This window comes from Pseudomonas sp. FP1742 (assembly GCF_030687145.1).
Lineage (GTDB): Bacteria > Pseudomonadota > Gammaproteobacteria > Pseudomonadales > Pseudomonadaceae > Aquipseudomonas > Aquipseudomonas frederiksbergensis_D.
Map to the genome: position 1 here is coordinate 2,027,106 of NZ_CP117460.1, position 18,466 is coordinate 2,045,571.

An 18,466-nucleotide genomic window follows, 5' to 3' on the forward strand; every position below is an offset into this window, starting at 1 on the left:
ATTTCAATGTGGGAGCGGGCTTGCTCGCGAAGGCCGCGCCTCGGTCTAGAGCGAAGCCAACTCTGGCTCAGTTTCGACGGCCTTCACCGCCTTCAACCGCCGCATCTGCTCACAGCCCCACAACACCCGCTCCGGCGTCGCCGGCGCGTCGATTTTCGGTTGATGCCGGTAGTCGCCCAGGCTCGCCACGGCGTCCTTGATCGCGCACCACACGGCGATGCCGAGCATGAACGGTGGCTCACCCACGGCCTTGGAATGGAACACCGTGTCTTCCGGGTTCTTGCGGTTTTCCACCAGCTTCACCCGCAGGTCCAACGGCATGTCTGCCACGGCCGGGATCTTGTAGCTGGCCGGGCCGTTGGTCATCAGTTTGCCTTTGTCGTTCCACACCAGTTCTTCCATGGTCAGCCAGCCCATGCCCTGGATGAAGCCGCCCTCGACCTGGCCGATGTCGATGGCCGGGTTCAGCGAGGCGCCGACGTCGTGGAGGATATCGGTGCGCAGCATCTTGTACTCGCCGGTCAGGGTGTCGACGATCACCTCGGCGCAGGCCGCGCCAAAGGCGTAGTAGTAGAACGGCCGACCGCGAGCCTGACTGCGGTCGTAGTAAATTTTCGGGGTCTTGTAGAAACCGGTACTCGACAGCGATACCTGGGCGAAATACGCCTGCTGGATCAGCGCTTCGAACGTCAGGATGTGATCGCGAACCCGCACATGCCCGTTGTGGAATTCCACGTCTTCTTCGCTGACCTTGTATTGCCGCGCGGCAAATTCCACCAGGCGTTTCTTGATGATTTCCGCGGCATTCTGTGCGGCTTTACCGTTGAGGTCGGCGCCGCTGGAAGCGGCGGTCGGCGAGGTGTTCGGCACTTTGTCGGTGTTGGTCGCGGTGATCTGAACCCGGTCCATTTCCACCTGGAATACTTCAGCCACCACTTGTGCAACCTTGGTGTTGAGGCCCTGGCCCATCTCGGTGCCGCCGTGGTTCAGGTGGATGCTGCCGTCGGTGTAGACGTGGATCAGCGCACCGGCCTGATTGAGGAAACTGGCGGTGAAGGAAATGCCGAATTTGACCGGGGTCAGTGCCAGGCCTTTTTTCAGGATCGGGCTGTTGGCGTTGTAGCGACGGATCGCTTCGCGGCGCTCGGCGTACTGGCTGCTTTCTTCCAGTTCGGCGGTCATTTCCTCGAGCATGTTGTGCTCGACGGTCTGGTAGTAATGGGTGACGTTGCGTTCGGTCTTGCCATAGTAATTGGCCTTGCGCACCGCCAGGGGATCGAGGCCCAAATGCCGGGCAATCGCGTCCATCACTTCTTCGATGGCGACCATGCCTTGCGGGCCGCCGAAGCCACGGTAAGCGGTGTTCGACGCGGTGTTGGTCTTGCAGCGGTGACCGTTGATGGTCGCATCGCCCAGGTAATAAGAGTTGTCGGCATGGAACATCGCACGGTCGACAATCGACGCCGACAGGTCCGGCGAGCAACCGCAGTTACCAGCCAGTTCCAGAGCAATGCCGTGCAGGCGACCGGTGCTGTCGAAGCCCACGTCGTATTCAATGTAGAACGGGTGACGCTTGCCGGTCATCAGCATGTCTTCGACCCGTGGCAGGCGCATTTTGGTGGGTTGACCGGTCAGGTGCGCGATCACCGCGCACAGGCACGCCGGGCTGGCCGCCTGGGTTTCCTTGCCGCCGAAACCACCGCCCATGCGGCGCATGTCGACGACGATCTTGTTCATCGACACGTCCAGCACTTCCGCCACCAGTTTCTGCACTTCGGTGGGGTTCTGGGTCGAGCAGTAAACAATCATCCCGCCGTCTTCAGTTGGCATCACCGAAGAGATCTGGGTTTCCAGATAAAAGTGTTCCTGGCCGCCGATGTGCAGCGTGCCCTGGATGCGATGCTCGGCAGTGGCCAAGGCATTGGCCGAATCGCCACGCTGGTGGGTATGGCTGTCGAGCACGAAATGGCGTTTGCGCAGGGCTTCGACCACGTCCAGAACCGGTTCGAGGTCTTCGTATTCGATGATCGCCGCCATCGCGGCTTTGCGCGCGGTTTCCAGGTCTTTCGCCGCGACAGCGAGCACCGGTTGACCAACGAACTGCACGTCATCGATGGCCAGCAGCGGATCCCCCGGCAACAGCGGGCCGATGTCTTTGAGGCCCGGCACGTCTTCGTGGGTGATGGCGATGCGCACGCCTTCAAAGGCGTAGCAGGGCTTGGTATCGATGCTGATGATTTTCGCGTGGGCGCGGTCCGACAGCCGTGCGTAAACGTGCAGCTGATTGGGGAATTCCAGCCGATCGTCGATGTACTGCGCTTCTCCGGACACATGCTTGGCGGCGCTGTCGTGCTTGACGCTGCGGCCGACGCCGGTGGTCAGGTCCTTGGCGAACAATTCAGCCAGTTCGGCTTGGGTCTTCTCTACGGCGTGATGATTAGACATAAGCGGTCACCCGAGTCTCGATGTGCGGTGTTTGCAGTTCGATGAAGTATTTGCGCAGCAGGTTCTGCGCGCTGAGCAGGCGGTATTCCTTGCTGGCGCGGAAGTCCGAGAGCGGTGTGAAATCTTCGGCCAGTGCGGCGCAGGCGCGTTCAATGGTGGCGTTGTTGAACGGTGCGCCAACCAGCGCGGCTTCGCAGTTCTTCGCGCGTTTCGGGATCGCCGCCATGCCGCCGAAAGCAACGCGGGCATCGGCGACTACGCCATTGTCGATGCGCAGGTTGAAGGCTGCGCAGACTGCGGAAATGTCGTCGTCCAGACGCTTCGACACCTTGTAGGCACGGAACAGTTGTTCAGCGCTGGCGCGGGGCACGATGATCTTCTCGATGAACTCGCTTTCCTGACGCGCGGTGACCCGGTAATCGATGAAGTAATCTTCCAGGGCCAGGGTGCGGCGAGTCTGGCCTTTGCACAGCACGATCTGCGCGCCGAGGGCGATCAGCAGCGGTGGCGAGTCGCCGATCGGCGAGGCGTTGCCGATGTTGCCGCCCAGGGTGCCCTGGTTGCGAATCTGCAGGGAGGCGAAGCGCTGCAGCAATTCGCCGAAGTCCGGGTACTCGGCCTTCAAAGCGTCGTAACAGTCGGAGAGGGCGGTGGCGGCGCCGATTTCCAGGCGATCGTCGAAGCGTTCGATGCGCTTCATTTCGGCGACGTTGCCGACATAGATCATCACCGGTAAGGTGCGGTGGAACTGGGTGACTTCCAGCGCCAGGTCGGTACCGCCGGCCAGCAGGCGGGCCTGTGGATAAGCGTCGTAGAGATCGGCCAGATCGGCCACGGTCAACGGCACCAGGCAGCGTTTGTCGCCACTGTTGAGTTCACCGATGTCGGTGGGGGCGATGGCTTTCAGGCGAGCGATGGTTTGCGTTTCGCGAGCATCGAACTGATCCGGTTGCTTGTCGCAGCAGGATTGCTCGGCGGCGGCCAGGATCGGCCGATAACCGGTGCAGCGGCAGAGGTTGCCGGCCAGGGCTTCGTGGGCCTTGTGGGAGTCCGGTTGATCGCTGTTCTTTTGCAGGGCGAACAGCGACATGACAAAGCCCGGTGTGCAGAAGCCGCATTGCGAGCCGTGGCACTCGACCATGGCTTTTTGCACGCTGTGCAGTTGGCCTTGGTGCTTGAGGTCTTCGACGCTGATCAGTTGCTTGCCGTGCAGCGACGAAACAAAGGTCAGGCACGAGTTGAGGCTGCGATAGCGAATGTGTTCGCGGCCGCTTTCGTCTGTTTGCAGTTCGCCGACCACCACAGTGCACGCGCCACAGTCACCGCTGGCGCAGCCTTCTTTGGTGCCGGGTTTGCCCACATGTTCGCGCAGGTAATTGAGCACGGTCAGGTTCGGGTCCAGGGCGTGCTCGCTACGGAGTTCCTGGTTTAATAAAAACTGGATCACGGAAGGCCTCGCAAACTCATTATTGTTGTTAACCGACATGAGCCGAATTTATCAGGTCTGACTTTTCGGTCAATGGTTTTCTGACTTAAAGGTCAGGAAATGGCATTTTGTCGATCAACGACTCCTTTGTTCATTATTGACCCTCACGGGATAGCCTGCTTTTTGCTTGAATCGTGCCAAAAACCGCTGGGTGGGCACTCCGCCATGACCCATCAATTGCGCTACACTGCGCCGCTTGTGCAGATCGAAGAGTTTGAAGGACAACCATGACGTTCAAGGCGCCGGACAGCCTCGCCGAGCAAATCGCTCACCACCTCGCCGAACGTATCATTCGCGGCGAAATGAAGCCGGGGGAGCGCATCCAGGAACAGAAGGTCACGCTGGCCCTCAATGTCAGCCGCGGTTCGGTCCGTGAGGCCTTGTTGATCCTCGAGCGTCGCCACTTGATCGCGATTTTGCCGCGACGTGGCGCCCACGTGACCGAACTGACGGCGCACAAGGTAAAGAGCCTGTGCGCGCTGATGAGCGAGTTGTACATCTTGCTCGGCAATGCCGTGGCCAGCGGCTGGCAGGTCCAGGCCGACATGGCGCCGTTCCTGCAGATCCAGCAGCGCCTGACCGCCAGCTACGAACGCCAGGACATCCGTACGTTCGTCGACGACAGCTTCAGCGTGATGCGCGCTGCGTATCCGTTCGCCAACAACCCGTACTTGCAGGAAACCGTCGAGAATCTGCAGCCGGCCATGAGCCGCGCGTATTTCCTCGCGCTGGACCAGCGCAAGGCCTCGATGAGCGAGTTCCTGGAACTGTTCGAACGCCTGCTGGCCGCCGTGCTGGCCCGTGATTTTGCGCAGATCCGCGTGGTGCTGACAGCGTATGCCCAGCGCAGTTGTGATCTGGTGGTTTCTGCGTTGACGGTCGCTTAAGCGTGCGGCTCAAGTGCATCAAGCTGGCGGGGTTCAAATCCTTCGTCGACCCGACCACGGTGAACTTCCCCAGTAACATGGCGGCGGTGGTCGGGCCCAATGGTTGCGGCAAGTCGAACATCATCGACGCCGTGCGCTGGGTGATGGGCGAGAGCTCGGCCAAGAACTTGCGCGGCGAGTCGATGACCGACGTCATCTTCAACGGTTCCACCAGCCGTAAACCGGTGAGCCAGGCGAGCATCGAGCTGGTGTTCGATAACTCCGACGGCACCTTGCTCGGCGAATGGGCGGCCTATGCGGAAATTTCCATTCGCCGCAAAGTGACCCGCGACAGCCAGACCACCTACTACCTCAACGGCACCAAATGCCGCCGCCGCGATATCACCGACATCTTTCTGGGTACCGGCCTCGGCCCGCGCAGCTATTCGATTATCGAGCAGGGGATGATCTCCAAGCTGATCGAGTCCAAGCCCGAAGACCTGCGCAATTTCATCGAAGAAGCCGCCGGTATTTCCAAGTACAAGGAGCGTCGGCGCGAGACTGAAAACCGTATTCGCCGCACCCACGAAAACCTTGCCCGCCTGACCGACCTGCGCGAAGAGCTCGAGCGTCAGCTTGAACGCTTGCACCGCCAGGCCGAGGCCGCCAAGAAGTATCAGGAATACAAGGGCGAAGAGCGTCAGCTCAAGGCCCAGTTGTCGGCCCTGCGCTGGCAAGCGCTGAACGAGCAGGTCGGCCAGCGCGAAGCGATTATCGGCACCCAGGAAATCACTTTCGAAGCGCTGGTGGCCGAGCAACGCAATGCCGACGCGGCCATCGAGCGCCTGCGTGACGGTCATCACGACCTGTCCGAGCGCTTCAATCTGGTGCAGGGGCGCTTCTATTCGGTCGGCGGCGACATCGCTCGGGTCGAGCAGAGCATCCAGCACGGCCAGCAGCGCTTGCGTCAATTGCAGGATGACCTGAAAGAAGCCGAGCGCGCGCGGCTGGAAACCGAGTCTCACCTGGGCCACGACCGCACCTTGCTGCTGACCCTGGGCGAAGAGCTGGACATGCTCACGCCGGAACAGGAAGTCACCAGCGCCGCCGCCGAAGAGGCCGCTGCCGCACTGGAAGAATCCGAGACCACCATGCACGGCTGGCAGGAGCAGTGGGACACCTTCAACCTCACCGCCGCCGAGCCGCGTCGCCAGGCGGAAGTTCAGCAGTCGCGGATCCAGCAGCTGGAAACCAGCATGGAGCGTCTGGCCGATCGCCAGAAGCGTCTGGCCGAAGAGCGTGCGTTGCTTTCGGCGGACCCGGAAGATGCGGCGATCATGGAACTCAGCGAGCAATTGGCCGCGAGTGAAGCGACGCTGGAAGATTTGCAGGCCAGTGAAGAGGCTCAGGTCGAACGCCTTGAGCAACTGCGTCAGGAGTTGCAGCAAGCCCTTTCGGCGCAGCAGCAGGCCCAGGGTGATTTGCAGCGGCTCAACGGTCGGCTGGCCTCGCTGGAAGCCTTGCAGCAAGCCGCGCTCGATCCGGGCACCGGCACTGCCGAATGGCTGCGCGAACAGCACCTGGCGGATCGTCCGCGTCTGGCCGAAGGCCTGAAGGTTGAGGCCGGGTGGGAGCTGGCGGTGGAAACCGTACTCGGCGCCGACCTGCAAGCGGTGCTGGTGGACGACTTCGGTGATTTCGATCTGGCCGGGTTTGCCCAAGGCGATTTGCGCCTGCTCAGCCCGGCCAGCGATGGCGTGCGCATGCCCGGCAGTCTGCTCGACAAGGTTGAGGCGCAAATCGATCTGTCGCCGTGGCTGGGGCAGGTCAAACCGGTCGACAGTCTGGAACAGGCCCTGGCCTTGCGCGGGCAATTGGCCGCCGGGCAAAGCCTGATCAGCCGCGACGGTTACTGGGTCGGCAGGCACTTTTTACGCGTGCGTCGGGCCAGTGAAGCGGAAAGCGGCGTGCTTGCCCGTGGCCAGGAAATCCAGCGCCTGGGCCTTGAGCGCGAAGAGCGTGAAGCCACGGTCGAAACCCTGGAAACCCAACTTCAGAATCTCAGGGCGCAGCAGCGTCAGCAGGAAAACGGCCGCGAACATTTGCGCCGTCTGCTGCAAGACGAAGCCCGTCAGCAAGGCGAATTGAAAGCCCAGTTGTCCGCCGGCAAAGCCAAGGTCGAACAGTTGACCCTGCGCCGCACCCGTCTCGATGAAGAGCTCACCGAGCTGAGCGAGCAGCGTGCCCTGGAACACGAAAATATCGGTGAAGCGCGCCTGCAATTGCAGGAAGCCCTCGACAGCATGGCGCTGGACACCGAGCAGCGCGAGTTGCTGCTGGCCCAGCGCGACAGTCTGCGCGAGCGTCTCGACCGGGTGCGTCAGGAAGCCCGGCAGCATAAGGATCATGCACATCAATTGGCGGTACGCCTTGGTTCGCTGAAGGCCCAACACGATTCCACTCGTCAGGCCCTTGAGCGCCTGGAAATGCAGTCCGAGCGCCTGACCGAGAAGCGCGAACAGCTGAGCCTCAACCTGGAGGAGGGCGAGGCACCGCTGGAAGAGTTGCGGCTCAAGCTCGAAGAGTTGCTCGACAAACGCATGACCGTCGACGAAGAACTCAAGACCGCGCAAATCGCCATGGAAGACGCCGACCGCGAACTGCGCGACGCCGAAAAGCGCCGGACCCAGGCCGAGCAGCAATCCCATTTGATTCGCAGCCAGCTCGAACAGCAGCGTATGGAATGGCAAGCGCTGACGGTGCGGCGCAAGACCTTGCAGGATCAATTGCTCGAAGACGGCTACGACCTCAATGGCGTACTCGCCACCCTGGTGGCCGGAGTCAGCGAGAAGGACGCCGAAGAAGAACTCGAACGCATTGCCGCGCGGGTTCAGCGCCTGGGCGCGATCAACCTCGCGGCCATCGACGAATACCAGCAACAATCCGAGCGTAAACGTTATCTGGATGCCCAGAACGACGATCTGGTGGAGGCGCTGGACACCCTCGAGAACGTGATCCGCAAGATCGACAAGGAAACCCGAAATCGCTTCAAAGATACCTTTGATCAGATCAATGGCGGTTTACAGGCCCTTTTTCCAAAAGTTTTCGGTGGAGGACGCGCGTATTTGGAACTGACGGGCGAAGATCTACTCGATACAGGGGTAACGATCATGGCGCAGCCGCCTGGAAAGAAGAACAGCACCATCCATTTGCTCTCCGGTGGCGAAAAAGCCCTGACCGCATTGGCCCTGGTATTTGCCATCTTCAAGTTGAATCCGGCGCCGTTCTGCATGCTCGATGAGGTTGACGCGCCATTGGATGACGCTAACGTTGGACGCTACGCACGGCTGGTCAAAGAAATGTCGCAGACGGTGCAGTTCATTTATATCACCCACAACAAAATCGCCATGGAAATGGCTGATCAACTGATGGGGGTTACGATGCACGAGCCGGGTTGCTCGCGTCTGGTGGCGGTGGATGTGGAGGAGGCGATGGCCATGGTGGACGCCTGAGTCATTGGGTGTAGGGCAAGTAATTTTGAGCTGTAGGGCTTTTTTACCTGCCTTGATTTGATGGCCAATCGACATATTCGCGCCAGCCAATGTGACAGACGGTGTAAAGTTGCCTTTGGTCGTGCTAGTTTAATGTCAATTTTTCGTATACGTGGGCAAAACGCCTGTCAGAACATAGAGTTGGCGCCACGTTTTAAAGCGGTTTGCACAGTGTAAACCCCTTATTTTTCAGCATTTTTTATAGAGGCACGGGATTACATGGAAATCGGTCTGCGCGAGTGGCTGATCGTCATCGGCATTATTGTCATTGCCGGTATTCTTTTCGATGGCTGGCGCCGCATGCGCGGCGGCAAGGGGAAACTGAAATTCCGTCTCGACCGAAGTCTGTCCAACCTGCCGGACGAGGACACCAGCGCCGAGCTGTTGGGGCCGCCCCGCGTGCTGGACACCCAGAAAGAACCGCAGTTGGACGAGCACGACCTGCCGTCGGTGAGCATGCCTGCCCGTGAGCCCCGCGAGTCGGGTTCCAAGCGCGGCAAGCGTGGTCATGGCGAGCCGTCGCAAGGCGATATGAACCTCAGCCTGGACTTGGACGGCGGCCCGAGCTTCAGCAGCCGTGACGATTTCCCGGATGACACCAAGTCCGCCAGCCCTGCCGACAAAGAGCAGCCGCAAGCCGAAGAAGTGCTGGTAATCAGCGTGATCTGCCGCGACCCGGCCGGCTTCAAGGGCCCGGCGCTGTTGCAGAACATTCTGGAAAGCGGTCTGCGTTTCGGCGAGATGGACATTTTCCACCGCCACGAAAGCATGGCTGGTAACGGCGAAGTGCTGTTCTCGATGGCCAACGCGGTCAAGCCGGGCGTCTTCGATCTGGACGACATCGATCATTTCAGCACTCCGGCGGTGAGCTTCTTCCTCGGTCTGCCAGGCCCGCGTCATCCGAAGCAAGCCTTCGACGTGATGGTCGCGGCGGCGCGCAAGCTGTCCCAGGAGCTGAACGGCGAGCTGAAAGACGACCAGCGCAGCGTGCTGACCGCCCAGACGATTGAGCACTACCGTCAGCGCATCGTCGAGTTCGAGCGTCGCGCCCTGACCCAGAAGCGTTGATCTGTAGGAGCCAGGTTTGCCGTACCGCTGGCTCCTGCAATGATTTGTACAGCATCAACAGATTGAGCAGCCTCGGCTGCTCTTTTGCTTTATGAGAGAACACCCATGACTGCCGCCGAAACCCGCATTCTAGAGCTGCGCGCCGAGCTCGATCAGCACAACTATCGCTACCACGTGCTGGATGAGCCGAGCATTCCGGACGCCGAATACGATCGCTTGTTCCATGAGCTCAAGGCGCTCGAAGCAGCCCATCCCGAATTGATCACCAGTGACTCGCCGACCCAGCGTGTCGGCAGCGCGGCGCTGTCGGCGTTCACCCAGGTACGTCATGAAGTACCGATGCTCAGCCTTGGCAACGCCTTCGAAGAAACCGACATGCGCGAGTTCGATCGCCGGGTGACGGAAGGTCTGGACCTGCCGGTCGGCGACCTGTTCGGCGCCGGCGCAGCGGTGGAGTACAGCTGTGAACCCAAGCTCGATGGCCTGGCGGTCAGCCTGCTGTATCAGGACGGTGTGCTGGTGCGCGGCGCCACTCGCGGCGATGGCACCACGGGCGAAGACATCAGCGTCAACGTGCGCACCGTGCGCAATATCCCGCTCAAGCTGCATGGCACCGGCTGGCCGGCGACCCTGGAAGTGCGCGGTGAAGTGTTCATGTCCAAGGCCGGTTTCGAGCGGCTCAACGCCACGCAACTGGAAGTCGGCGGCAAGACTTTCGCCAACCCGCGTAACGCGGCGGCAGGCAGCTTGCGGCAGCTGGATTCGAAGATCACCGCCAACCGCCCGCTGGAATTCTGCTGCTACGGCATCGGCCAGATTTCCGCCGATATCGCTGACACGCACATTGGCAATCTGCAGCAGCTCAAAGCCTGGGGTATGCCGATCAGTCATGAGCTGAAAAAGGCCCATGGCATCGATGAGTGCCTGGCTTACTACCGTGACATTGGTGAGCGCCGCAATGCGCTGCCTTACGAAATCGACGGTGTGGTGTTCAAGGTCAACAGCATTGCGTCCCAGCGTGAGCTGGGTTTCCGCGCTCGCGAACCGCGTTGGGCGATTGCTCACAAATTCCCGGCGATGGAAGAACTCACCGAGTTGCTCGACGTGGAATTCCAGGTCGGGCGCACCGGTGCCGTGACCCCCGTGGCGCGTTTGAAACCGGTCAAGGTCGCGGGGGTCACCGTGGCCAACGCGACCCTGCACAACATGGATGAAGTAGCGCGCCTGGGCCTGATGATCGGCGATACGGTCATCATCCGTCGTGCCGGTGATGTGATTCCGCAAGTGGTGCAAGTGGTTGCCGGACGCCGTCCGGAGAATGCCCGGCCGGTGCAGATTCCCCAGCAGTGCCCGGTATGTGGCTCCCATGTCGAGCGCACGCAACTGGTCAAGCGCAGCAAGGGTCGTGAGACCATCAGCGAAGGCGCGGTGTATCGCTGCGTCGGCCGTCTGGCCTGTGGCGCGCAACTCAAGCAAGCAATCATTCACTTCGTATCGCGCCGCGCCATGGACATCGAAGGGCTGGGCGAGAAGAGCGTCGAGCAATTGGTGGATGAAGGCCTGGTGAGTTCGCCGGCCGATCTCTATGCCCTGACGTTCGAGCAGATCGTCGATCTGGAAGGCTTTGCCGAGCTCTCGAGCAAGAACCTGCTCAGCGCCATCGAAGACAGCAAGCGACCGAGCCTGGCACGGTTCATCTACGCCTTGGGCATTCCTGATGTCGGCGAAGAAACGGCCAAGGTGCTCGCGCGTTCTCTCGGCTCGCTGGAGCGGGTTCAGCAGGCGTTGCCACAAGTGCTCACCTACTTGCCGGATGTCGGGCTGGAAGTGGCTCACGAGATTCACAGCTTCTTTGAAGATGCGCATAACCGGCAGGTGATTGCCAATCTGTTGAAGCACGGCCTGCAGATTCAGGATCAGGGCGAGTTGGGTGCCGAGTTTGCTGCCAGCACCACGCTTGGCGGTTTCCTCGACAAGCTGAACATCCCTTCGGTCGGGCCGGGCGGGGCGCAGAAGCTCGCCGACAAATTCGGCTCGCTTGAAGCAGTGATGAATGCAGATTGGCTGGACATGCGTCAGGCACTGCCGGAGAAACAGGCGACCTCGGTTCGGGAATTCTTTGCAGAGACGCAAAACCGTCAACTCGCCGAGGCGGCCGAAAAGCAGCTGAGCGATTTCGGCATGCATTGGCAGAGCGAGAAGAAAGTCGTGGAAGGGCTGCCGCTGGCCGGGCAGACCTGGGTGTTGACCGGATCGCTGGAACTGATGAGTCGCGATATCGCCAAGGACAAGCTTGAAAGCCTCGGGGCCAAGGTGGCCGGTTCGGTGTCGGCCAAGACCCATTGCGTGGTCGCCGGCCCAGGCGCGGGCTCGAAGTTGACCAAGGCCAATGAGCTGGGGTTGAAGGTGTTGGATGAAGAGGCGTTTGTCGAGTTTCTTCGCAAGCACAATATCTCGGTTTAACTGAGCGTTCCCACGCTCTGCGTCACAGCGGACGCGGAGCGTCCGGGGCGGCATTCCCAAGCAGAGCATGGGAACGATCATGTCTGAGCAATGATCTAGTCTTGGCAGGCCCCAGGGAGAGATCGCCATGTACCGTTTTTTCGAACAGCTCAGTTCACGCATCGCCGCGCCCTTCATGGGTGAGCGTTCGCGCAACAGCAAGGTCTGGCATTGTCGCTGCGGGCAGTCGCTGTTCTTTCGCAACAGCCAGTGCCTGGCCTGTTCGGGGGCGCTGGGTTACCAGCCGCAGCAGAGTCGCTTGTCATCATTGCAACCCGGCCCGCAGGCGGATACCTGGTGGCTCGATGCCGATCCTGACGCCGGAGTGTTCCGACGCTGCGCCAATCTCGATTCCCCGGCCGCGTGCAACTGGCTGCTGCCAGCCAATGATCACGATGGCTTGTGCATCGCCTGCCGTCTGAATCGCACCATCCCCGATCTGTCGATTCCCGAGAATCACGAGCGCTGGCGTAAAGTGGAAACCGCCAAGCGTCGTCTGGTGGCGCAACTGATCAGTCTGGGATTGCAGGTCATTCCCAAGACGATGGACGAAGCATCCGGCCTGGCCTTCGACTTCATCGGTGTCGACCCTGAAGGCAAGCCGCCGACCACCGGCCACGCCAATGGCCTGATTACCCTCGATATCAAAGAAGCCGATGATGCGCACCGCGAGCAGGTGCGCGTGCAGATGCACGAACCCTATCGCACGCTGCTTGGGCATTTTCGCCATGAAACGGGGCATTACTACTGGGATCGGCTGATCGCCAACAGTGCCTGGCTGGAACCGTTCCGCGGCCTGTTCGGCGACGAGCGTGCCAGCTACGCGGAGGCTCTTGAACAGCATTATCAACAAGGTGCGCCACTCGACTGGCAGCAACATTACGTCAGCGCCTACGCCACCATGCACCCTTGGGAAGACTGGGCGGAAACCTGGGCTCACTACTTGCACATGATGGATGCGGTGGACACTGCCCTGGGTTTTGGCATGAGTGCGCAGGAAATGGATTTCGATTACCAGCCGTTTGCGCCCAGCACGTTATTCGATCCGCAGCACCCCGGCGCTCCGGCGTTCCTGGCGTTCGTCAATGCCTGGATTGAACTGGCCGGCATGCTCAACGAATTGTCACGCAGCATGGGCCAGCCGGATTTCTATCCGTTCGTCCTGCCTCCGGCGGTGATTGCCAAGCTGCACTTCATTCACCTGGTGATTCAGCAGGAAGGCGGCCGGGCGGATGAGGTGTTGGCGCAGTAGTATCAAAAAGATCGCGACCTGTAGCAGCTGCCGAAGGCTGCGTTCGGCTGCAAAGCAGCCGTGAATCAGGCAACCCGTTTTTCAGGTAAGCCGCGAATCTCGGGTTTACGACTGCTTCGCAGCCGAACGCAGGCTGCGCCAGCTGCTACAAGGCTGCGGCTTTTTCAAGGCCGGCGCATGTCCTTGAAGCGGCTCATATTTTTTAATCCGCCTGAACGGTTGTAACTTCGTCTCAGATAGGTACAATGGCGCGGCTCGCCGTCAGGTGAGCATCGTTATGGTGACCCCATCGGTCCCCCCGCAACGATCAGCCGTGAACCCGGTCAGGCCTGGAAGGGAGCAGCCGCAGCGGTGACATTGTGTGCCGGGGTGTGGCTGGTGGGGTTGCCTCCATAACGCAACACGAATCCTCTTTCGTGTTTTCTACCTAAAAATACTGTTTTGCTTTCCCAGCCATGGAACTCATCCAGAGCGGTGTTTCGTCGTTTCCGAATGAAACGGCGGGATATAAAAAGGAGGCCGATCTGTCGCATTCGACAGGTCGGCCTCCTTTTTCGTTTTTTGGCATCAAGGCTTGGACAAGGCCTGGTCAACCGCTGCGATCAGCTTTCCCAGATCCTTCGGGGTGGCTTTGTGTATGACGCTGAACAGGTACGCCCGCTGTTCATCTTCGTCGCCCAGATCTGCGAAAAAGGCTTTCAGCTTCACGCCCAGCACGTCGGCAAGCAAAAACAATGCTTCCACGCTGGGGGTATAGGTGCCGGTTTCGAAGCGGCTGATGGTTTTGGGGTCAAAACCGGTTTTTTCGCCGAGTTCAGCCTGAGTAAGCCCTGCGACCTTACGGTAGCGTCGGATGGCTGGACCCAAACTTGAAATTTGCATCGCTCAATTCCCATTTAGAATCAAGAACTTAACGATAGATTTTTGCATTAGGCAACTGCATGATCCATCACCTTGCTTTGCAAAATGTGATGCATTTCGTAGAATCGCCGCTTCGAGGGAGTTTTTGGTGATCTGCTTTCTGAAGTTTAGGCGATATGAAACAGCCAGCACCGTCTTCCCTTGCCGGGTTTGCGCAGAAGCCGTCAGCGGTTTGAAACCCTCGCGAAATATTACCAGAGTCGGTGTTGCTACCTTGCCCGAGGCTAGTTGATCTTCGGCTATCCGGGGGCCATCAAATGCTGTTCATGGAGTGATAACGTGTCTCTGCGCTGTACGTCTCAAAACATCTCTTCCGGGCATCCTGCGCTGGTCGAGCGGTACCTCCGCTAGCGACAGTGAGCCTCACTCATGGATGAGAAATACCGCAGGGCCGTGGATGCTGCCGCTATATTTTCCGAGACCGATCTGAACGGTCGGATCACTTACGTCAACGATCAATTTTGCGCCGTATCCGGCTACAGCCGCGAGGAGCTGCTGGGGCAGAATCATCGCCTGCTGAACTCCGGCCTGCATTCCACCGACTTCTTCACCGCCATGTGGCGCACCATCGCCCTGGGCAATATCTGGAAGGGCGAGATCTGTAATCGCGCCAAGGATGGCAGCCTGTATTGGGTCGACAGCACGATGGTGCCCGTGCTCGATGACGCCACCGGCCGGGTTCACCGATACCTGTCGATTCGTTTCGATATCAGCGAAAAACGCCAATTGCTGCAATCCCTGCAATGGCGGGTCGGACATGATGTGCTGACCGGATTGCCCAATCGCGCGTTCCTGTCGGAATTGCTGGATCAGGCGCTGGAATTCTCCCGGCAAGAAAACATTCCACTGGCGGTGTGCATGCTTGACCTTGACGGGTTCAAGGCGGTCAACGACGGCTACGGTCATGCCAGTGGCGATATGTTGCTGGTGGAAGTGGCCAAGCGTCTGCGCGACATTGTGCGTGGCGAAGATGTGGTGGCGCGGCTGGCCGGTGACGAGTTCGTGCTGGTGTTGCGTTACGTGCGGGATCTGCCGGAATTGCGCGCGGCGCTGAACCGCGTGCTGGGGGCGATTTCGGCGCCTTACACGCTGCACGGCAAGGACATCAATGTGTTTGCCAGTATTGGCGTCACCCTGTTTCCCTATGACCAAGAAGATGCCGAAACCTTGCTGCGGCACGCCGATCAGGCGATGTACGTGGCCAAGCAACGCGGGAGAAACCGCTTTCATCTGTTCGATGTGTCCCGGGATCAGGAGGTCAAGGCCACGCACCAGACCGTCGAGCGGGTGCGTCAGGCGCTGGTCGCCGGTGAGTTGCGCCTGCATTTTCAGCCCAAGGTGAACATGCGCCGTGGTGAGGTTGTCGGTTTCGAGGCGTTGTTGCGTTGGGAGCATCCGCAAAACGGCATGCTGCCGCCTCGGGAGTTCTTGCCGCTGGTGGAAGACACCGATCTGATCATCGATATCGGCGAATGGGTGATGGACCAGGTGCTGTCGCAATTACATCGCTGGCAGCAGGCGGGGCAGGGTTGGCCGGTGAGTATCAACATCGCGGCGCGACATTTTCAGCGCGCGGACTTCGTCGACCGGCTCAAACAGGTGCTTGCTCGGCACGCGCAAGTTGCTCCGCGGATGCTCGATCTGGAAATCGTCGAGTCGGTGGCGATCGAGAATATCCAGCACGTCAGCGCCTGTTTGCAGGCCTGTCAGGCGTTGGGAGTGCAGTTTTCCCTGGGTGACTTTGGCACGGGTTACTCGTCCCTGAGCTACCTCAAGCGTCTGCAAACCCAGACCATCAAGATCGACAAGTCATTCGTGCGCGACATTCTGATAGACCGGGATGACCTGGCCCTGACCACCGCGGTGATTGGCCTGGCTCGGGCGTTCGGCCGGCAGGTGATTGCCGAGGGACTGGAAAGCGTTGAGCACGGTGAACTGTTGTTGCGGCTGGGGTGCGAAGTCGCTCAGGGTTATTTCATCGCCCGACCCATGCCCCCCGCGGAGGTGCCGGACTGGGTGGCGGGGTTTGACGTTCCACCGCAATGGCGGGCACTCGACCAGACGGCCTGACTCGCTCGATGTAGCAGCTGCCGAAGGCTGCTACGGGGCCGGGGTGCCGGCATAGAGACGGATATAAACGCTCCGGTACGGCTCGAACCTGAGCCTATAAAAGCTCCCCAAAGTGCAGCTTAGCCAGAATAGACGAGCGCACCGGATGCAATTTTGGCCTTGCTCCGCTAGCATTAGCCGCTTCTGCTTCCTTCGCTGCGACGGTTTTCGATGAGTTATCAGGTTCTTGCACGTAAATGGCGTCCGCGCTCGTTCCGCGAAATGGTCGGCCAGACCCATGTGCTCAAGGCTCTGATCAATGCCTTGGACAGCCAGCGGCTGCACCACGCCTATCTGTTTACCGGTACCCGTGGGGTCGGCAAGACCACTATCGCGCGGATCATCGCCAAATGCCTGAACTGTGAAACAGGTATCACTTCGACCCCCTGCGGCGAGTGTTCGGTGTGCCGCGAAATCGATGAAGGCCGCTTCGTCGACCTGATCGAGATCGACGCCGCGAGCCGGACCAAGGTCGAAGACACCCGCGAACTGCTCGACAACGTGCAGTACGCGCCGAGCCGCGGGCGCTTCAAGGTCTACCTGATCGACGAAGTGCACATGCTCTCCAGCCATTCCTTCAATGCGCTGTTGAAAACCCTCGAAGAGCCGCCGCCCTACGTCAAGTTCATCCTGGCCACCACCGATCCGCAGAAACTTCCGGCAACGATTCTTTCGCGGTGCCTGCAGTTCTCCCTGAAGAACATGACCCCGGAACGCGTGGTCGAGCATTTGAGCCATGTGCTGAGCGTCGAGAACGTACCGTTCGAAGACGACGCACTGTGGCTGCTGGGCCGCGCCGCCGACGGTTCGATGCGCGACGCCATGAGTCTGACCGACCAGGCCATCGCCTTCGGTGAAGGCAAGGTCCTGGCCGCCGACGTGCGGGCGATGCTCGGCACCCTCGATCATGGTCAGGTCTACGACGTTCTGCATGCGCTGATCGAAGGCGATGCCAAGGCATTGCTCGAGGCCGTGCGCCATCTGGCCGAGCAAGGTCCGGACTGGAACGGCGTGCTCTCGGAAATTCTCAACGTGTTGCACCGTGTCGCCATCGCCCAGGCCCTGCCTGAAGGCGTCGACAACGGCCATGGCGACCGCGATCGCGTATTGGCGCTGGCCCAGGCCCTGCCGGCCGAAGATGTGCAGTTCTATTACCAGATGGGGCTGATCGGTCGCCGGGATTTGCCCCTGGCGCCGGATCCGCGCGGCGGCTTCGAAATGGTCCTGCTGCGAATGCTCGCGTTCCGACCGGCAGACACCGAGGACGCTCCGAGGCAACCGCTAAAGCCAGTGGGGATCAGCCAGGCCACAGTTGATTCCGCAAACTCAGTGGCTGCCGCGCAGGTTATTGCGCCGGTAGTTGCAGCGGCCGTTGCACCGGTTCCAGTTGCGCCCGTGGTTGCACCAGCGCCTGTCCCGGCTGTTGCGCCTGAATCCGTCGCGCCGGTGGTCGTGCCTGAGCCCGAGCCAGTGGTCGAGCCCGCAACGGTCGAAGAAGTCGTCGATCTGCCCTGGAACGATCCGGTAGAGCCTGAGGTTGTCCAGCTGCCCGCCGTCGAGCCGATGCTGGAGACGGCCGGCGAACAACCCGAATTACCACCGATGCCCATGCCGACGCCGGACAGCGTGGTGCCGGATGCGCCCGAGTGGGCCGCTGCGCCGATTCCGGAACCGTCCGTGGCCGAAGTCGATGCCGCCACGCCAGGCATTGACCTGGATGACGAACCGCCGTTGGACGAGGACTACATCGAGCCGGACATGGATTCGGCCTACAGCTACCTCGATGATCTGGCCAGCGAGCACACTGCCGAGCCCGCGGCGCAGCCCGAGCCTGAGCCGGCCGCGATGCCGGCCACCGGCCTGGCCCTGCAATGGCTGGAATTGTTCCCGAAACTGCCGGTGTCCGGCATGACCGGCAGCATTGCCGCCAACTGCACGCTGATCGCCGTCGATGGCGACAACTGGCTGTTGCACCTGGACCCGGCCCACAGCGCCTTGTTCAACGCGACGCAACAACGTCGCCTCAACGATGCGCTGAACCAGCATCACGGGCGCACGCTGACCCTGAGCATCGAGCTGATCAAGCCTGAGCAGGAGACCCCGGCCCAGGCCGCGTCCCGGCGTCGGGTCGACCGTCAGCGCGAGGCCGAGGAATCGATCCATGGCGATCCGTTCATCCAGCAAATGAAGCAGCAGTTCGAGGCGGTGGTCCGTCACGATACTATTGAACCTGTCGAAGCCCTGGTCAGTCAGGGCTAATTAACTG

Annotated in this window: 10 protein-coding genes and 1 other RNA gene; 8 read left to right on the plus strand and 3 right to left on the minus strand. The window is 60.5% G+C overall.

Annotated features, from left to right (window positions below; translation table 11 throughout):
* Nucleotides 1-45: 45 nt before the first annotated feature.
* Nucleotides 46-2,445, minus strand: coding sequence for a xanthine dehydrogenase molybdopterin binding subunit (gene xdhB, locus PSH64_RS09155; protein WP_105339600.1), 2,400 nt, complete (start codon nt 2,443-2,445; stop codon nt 46-48).
* Nucleotides 2,438-3,892 (minus strand): xanthine dehydrogenase small subunit, encoded by a 1,455-nt coding sequence (gene xdhA / locus PSH64_RS09160; RefSeq protein WP_305480493.1) that lies wholly within the window; start codon nt 3,890-3,892, stop codon nt 2,438-2,440. Before xdhA ends, xdhB begins: the two co-directional genes overlap by 8 nt.
* Before the next feature lie 266 nt (nt 3,893-4,158).
* Here xdhA and PSH64_RS09165 point away from each other — a divergent pair, with 266 nt between their 5' ends.
* The 6 genes from PSH64_RS09165 to ffs all read left to right on the plus strand — a co-directional run bounded on the left by PSH64_RS09165 (nt 4,159) and on the right by ffs (nt 13,554).
* Entirely contained in the window at nt 4,159-4,818 is a 660-nt protein-coding gene (locus PSH64_RS09165) for a GntR family transcriptional regulator (protein ID WP_105339598.1), read from the plus strand.
* 2 nt (nt 4,819-4,820) lie between these two features.
* Nucleotides 4,821-8,309, plus strand: a complete 3,489-nt coding sequence (smc, locus tag PSH64_RS09170; protein WP_305480494.1) for a chromosome segregation protein SMC — start codon at nt 4,821-4,823, stop codon at nt 8,307-8,309.
* A gap of 258 nt (nt 8,310-8,567) precedes the next feature.
* Complete coding sequence (zipA, locus tag PSH64_RS09175; RefSeq protein WP_105339596.1) at nt 8,568-9,416, plus strand: cell division protein ZipA; 849 nt, start codon at nt 8,568-8,570, stop codon at nt 9,414-9,416.
* A 105-nt stretch (nt 9,417-9,521) separates the two neighbouring features.
* Nucleotides 9,522-11,879, plus strand: coding sequence for an NAD-dependent DNA ligase LigA (ligA, locus tag PSH64_RS09180; protein ID WP_105339595.1), 2,358 nt, complete (start codon nt 9,522-9,524; stop codon nt 11,877-11,879).
* Between the two features lie 127 nt (nt 11,880-12,006).
* Entirely contained in the window at nt 12,007-13,170 is a 1,164-nt protein-coding gene (locus PSH64_RS09185) for a putative zinc-binding metallopeptidase (RefSeq protein WP_305480495.1), read from the plus strand.
* Nucleotides 13,171-13,457: 287 nt separating this feature from the next.
* Nucleotides 13,458-13,554, plus strand: an RNA gene (gene ffs, locus PSH64_RS09190) — signal recognition particle sRNA small type.
* 183 nt (nt 13,555-13,737) lie between these two features.
* On the opposite strand, the gene PSH64_RS09195 is transcribed toward ffs, so the two are convergent.
* The gene (locus PSH64_RS09195) at nt 13,738-14,052 is read right to left on the minus strand and encodes a helix-turn-helix domain-containing protein (RefSeq protein ID WP_007933342.1); all 315 of its coding nucleotides are present in this window, start codon (nt 14,050-14,052) and stop codon (nt 13,738-13,740) included.
* Nucleotides 14,053-14,460: 408 nt separating this feature from the next.
* Between PSH64_RS09195 and PSH64_RS09200 the strand changes: the two genes are divergently transcribed.
* Both PSH64_RS09200 and dnaX read left to right on the plus strand, forming a co-directional pair.
* Nucleotides 14,461-16,161 carry a bifunctional diguanylate cyclase/phosphodiesterase gene (locus tag PSH64_RS09200; RefSeq protein ID WP_305480496.1) on the plus strand — a complete coding sequence of 567 codons (1,701 nt, stop codon included), beginning with the start codon at nt 14,461-14,463 and terminating at the stop codon, nt 16,159-16,161.
* A gap of 210 nt (nt 16,162-16,371) precedes the next feature.
* Entirely contained in the window at nt 16,372-18,459 is a 2,088-nt protein-coding gene (gene dnaX, locus PSH64_RS09205; RefSeq protein WP_305480497.1) for a DNA polymerase III subunit gamma/tau, read from the plus strand.
* Nucleotides 18,460-18,466: the final 7 nt, after the last annotated feature.

Coding starts and splice junctions, on each gene's coding strand:
- xdhB (WP_105339600.1), bottom strand. CDS start 2,445: ATGTCTAATCATCACGCCGTAGAGAAGACCCAAGCCGAACTGGCTGAA.
- PSH64_RS09165 (WP_105339598.1), top strand. CDS start 4,159: ATGACGTTCAAGGCGCCGGACAGCCTCGCCGAGCAAATCGCTCACCAC.
- zipA (WP_105339596.1), top strand. CDS start 8,568: ATGGAAATCGGTCTGCGCGAGTGGCTGATCGTCATCGGCATTATTGTC.
- ligA (WP_105339595.1), top strand. CDS start 9,522: ATGACTGCCGCCGAAACCCGCATTCTAGAGCTGCGCGCCGAGCTCGAT.
- PSH64_RS09185 (WP_305480495.1), top strand. CDS start 12,007: ATGTACCGTTTTTTCGAACAGCTCAGTTCACGCATCGCCGCGCCCTTC.
- PSH64_RS09195 (WP_007933342.1), bottom strand. CDS start 14,052: ATGCAAATTTCAAGTTTGGGTCCAGCCATCCGACGCTACCGTAAGGTC.
- PSH64_RS09200 (WP_305480496.1), top strand. CDS start 14,461: ATGGATGAGAAATACCGCAGGGCCGTGGATGCTGCCGCTATATTTTCC.
- dnaX (WP_305480497.1), top strand. CDS start 16,372: ATGAGTTATCAGGTTCTTGCACGTAAATGGCGTCCGCGCTCGTTCCGC.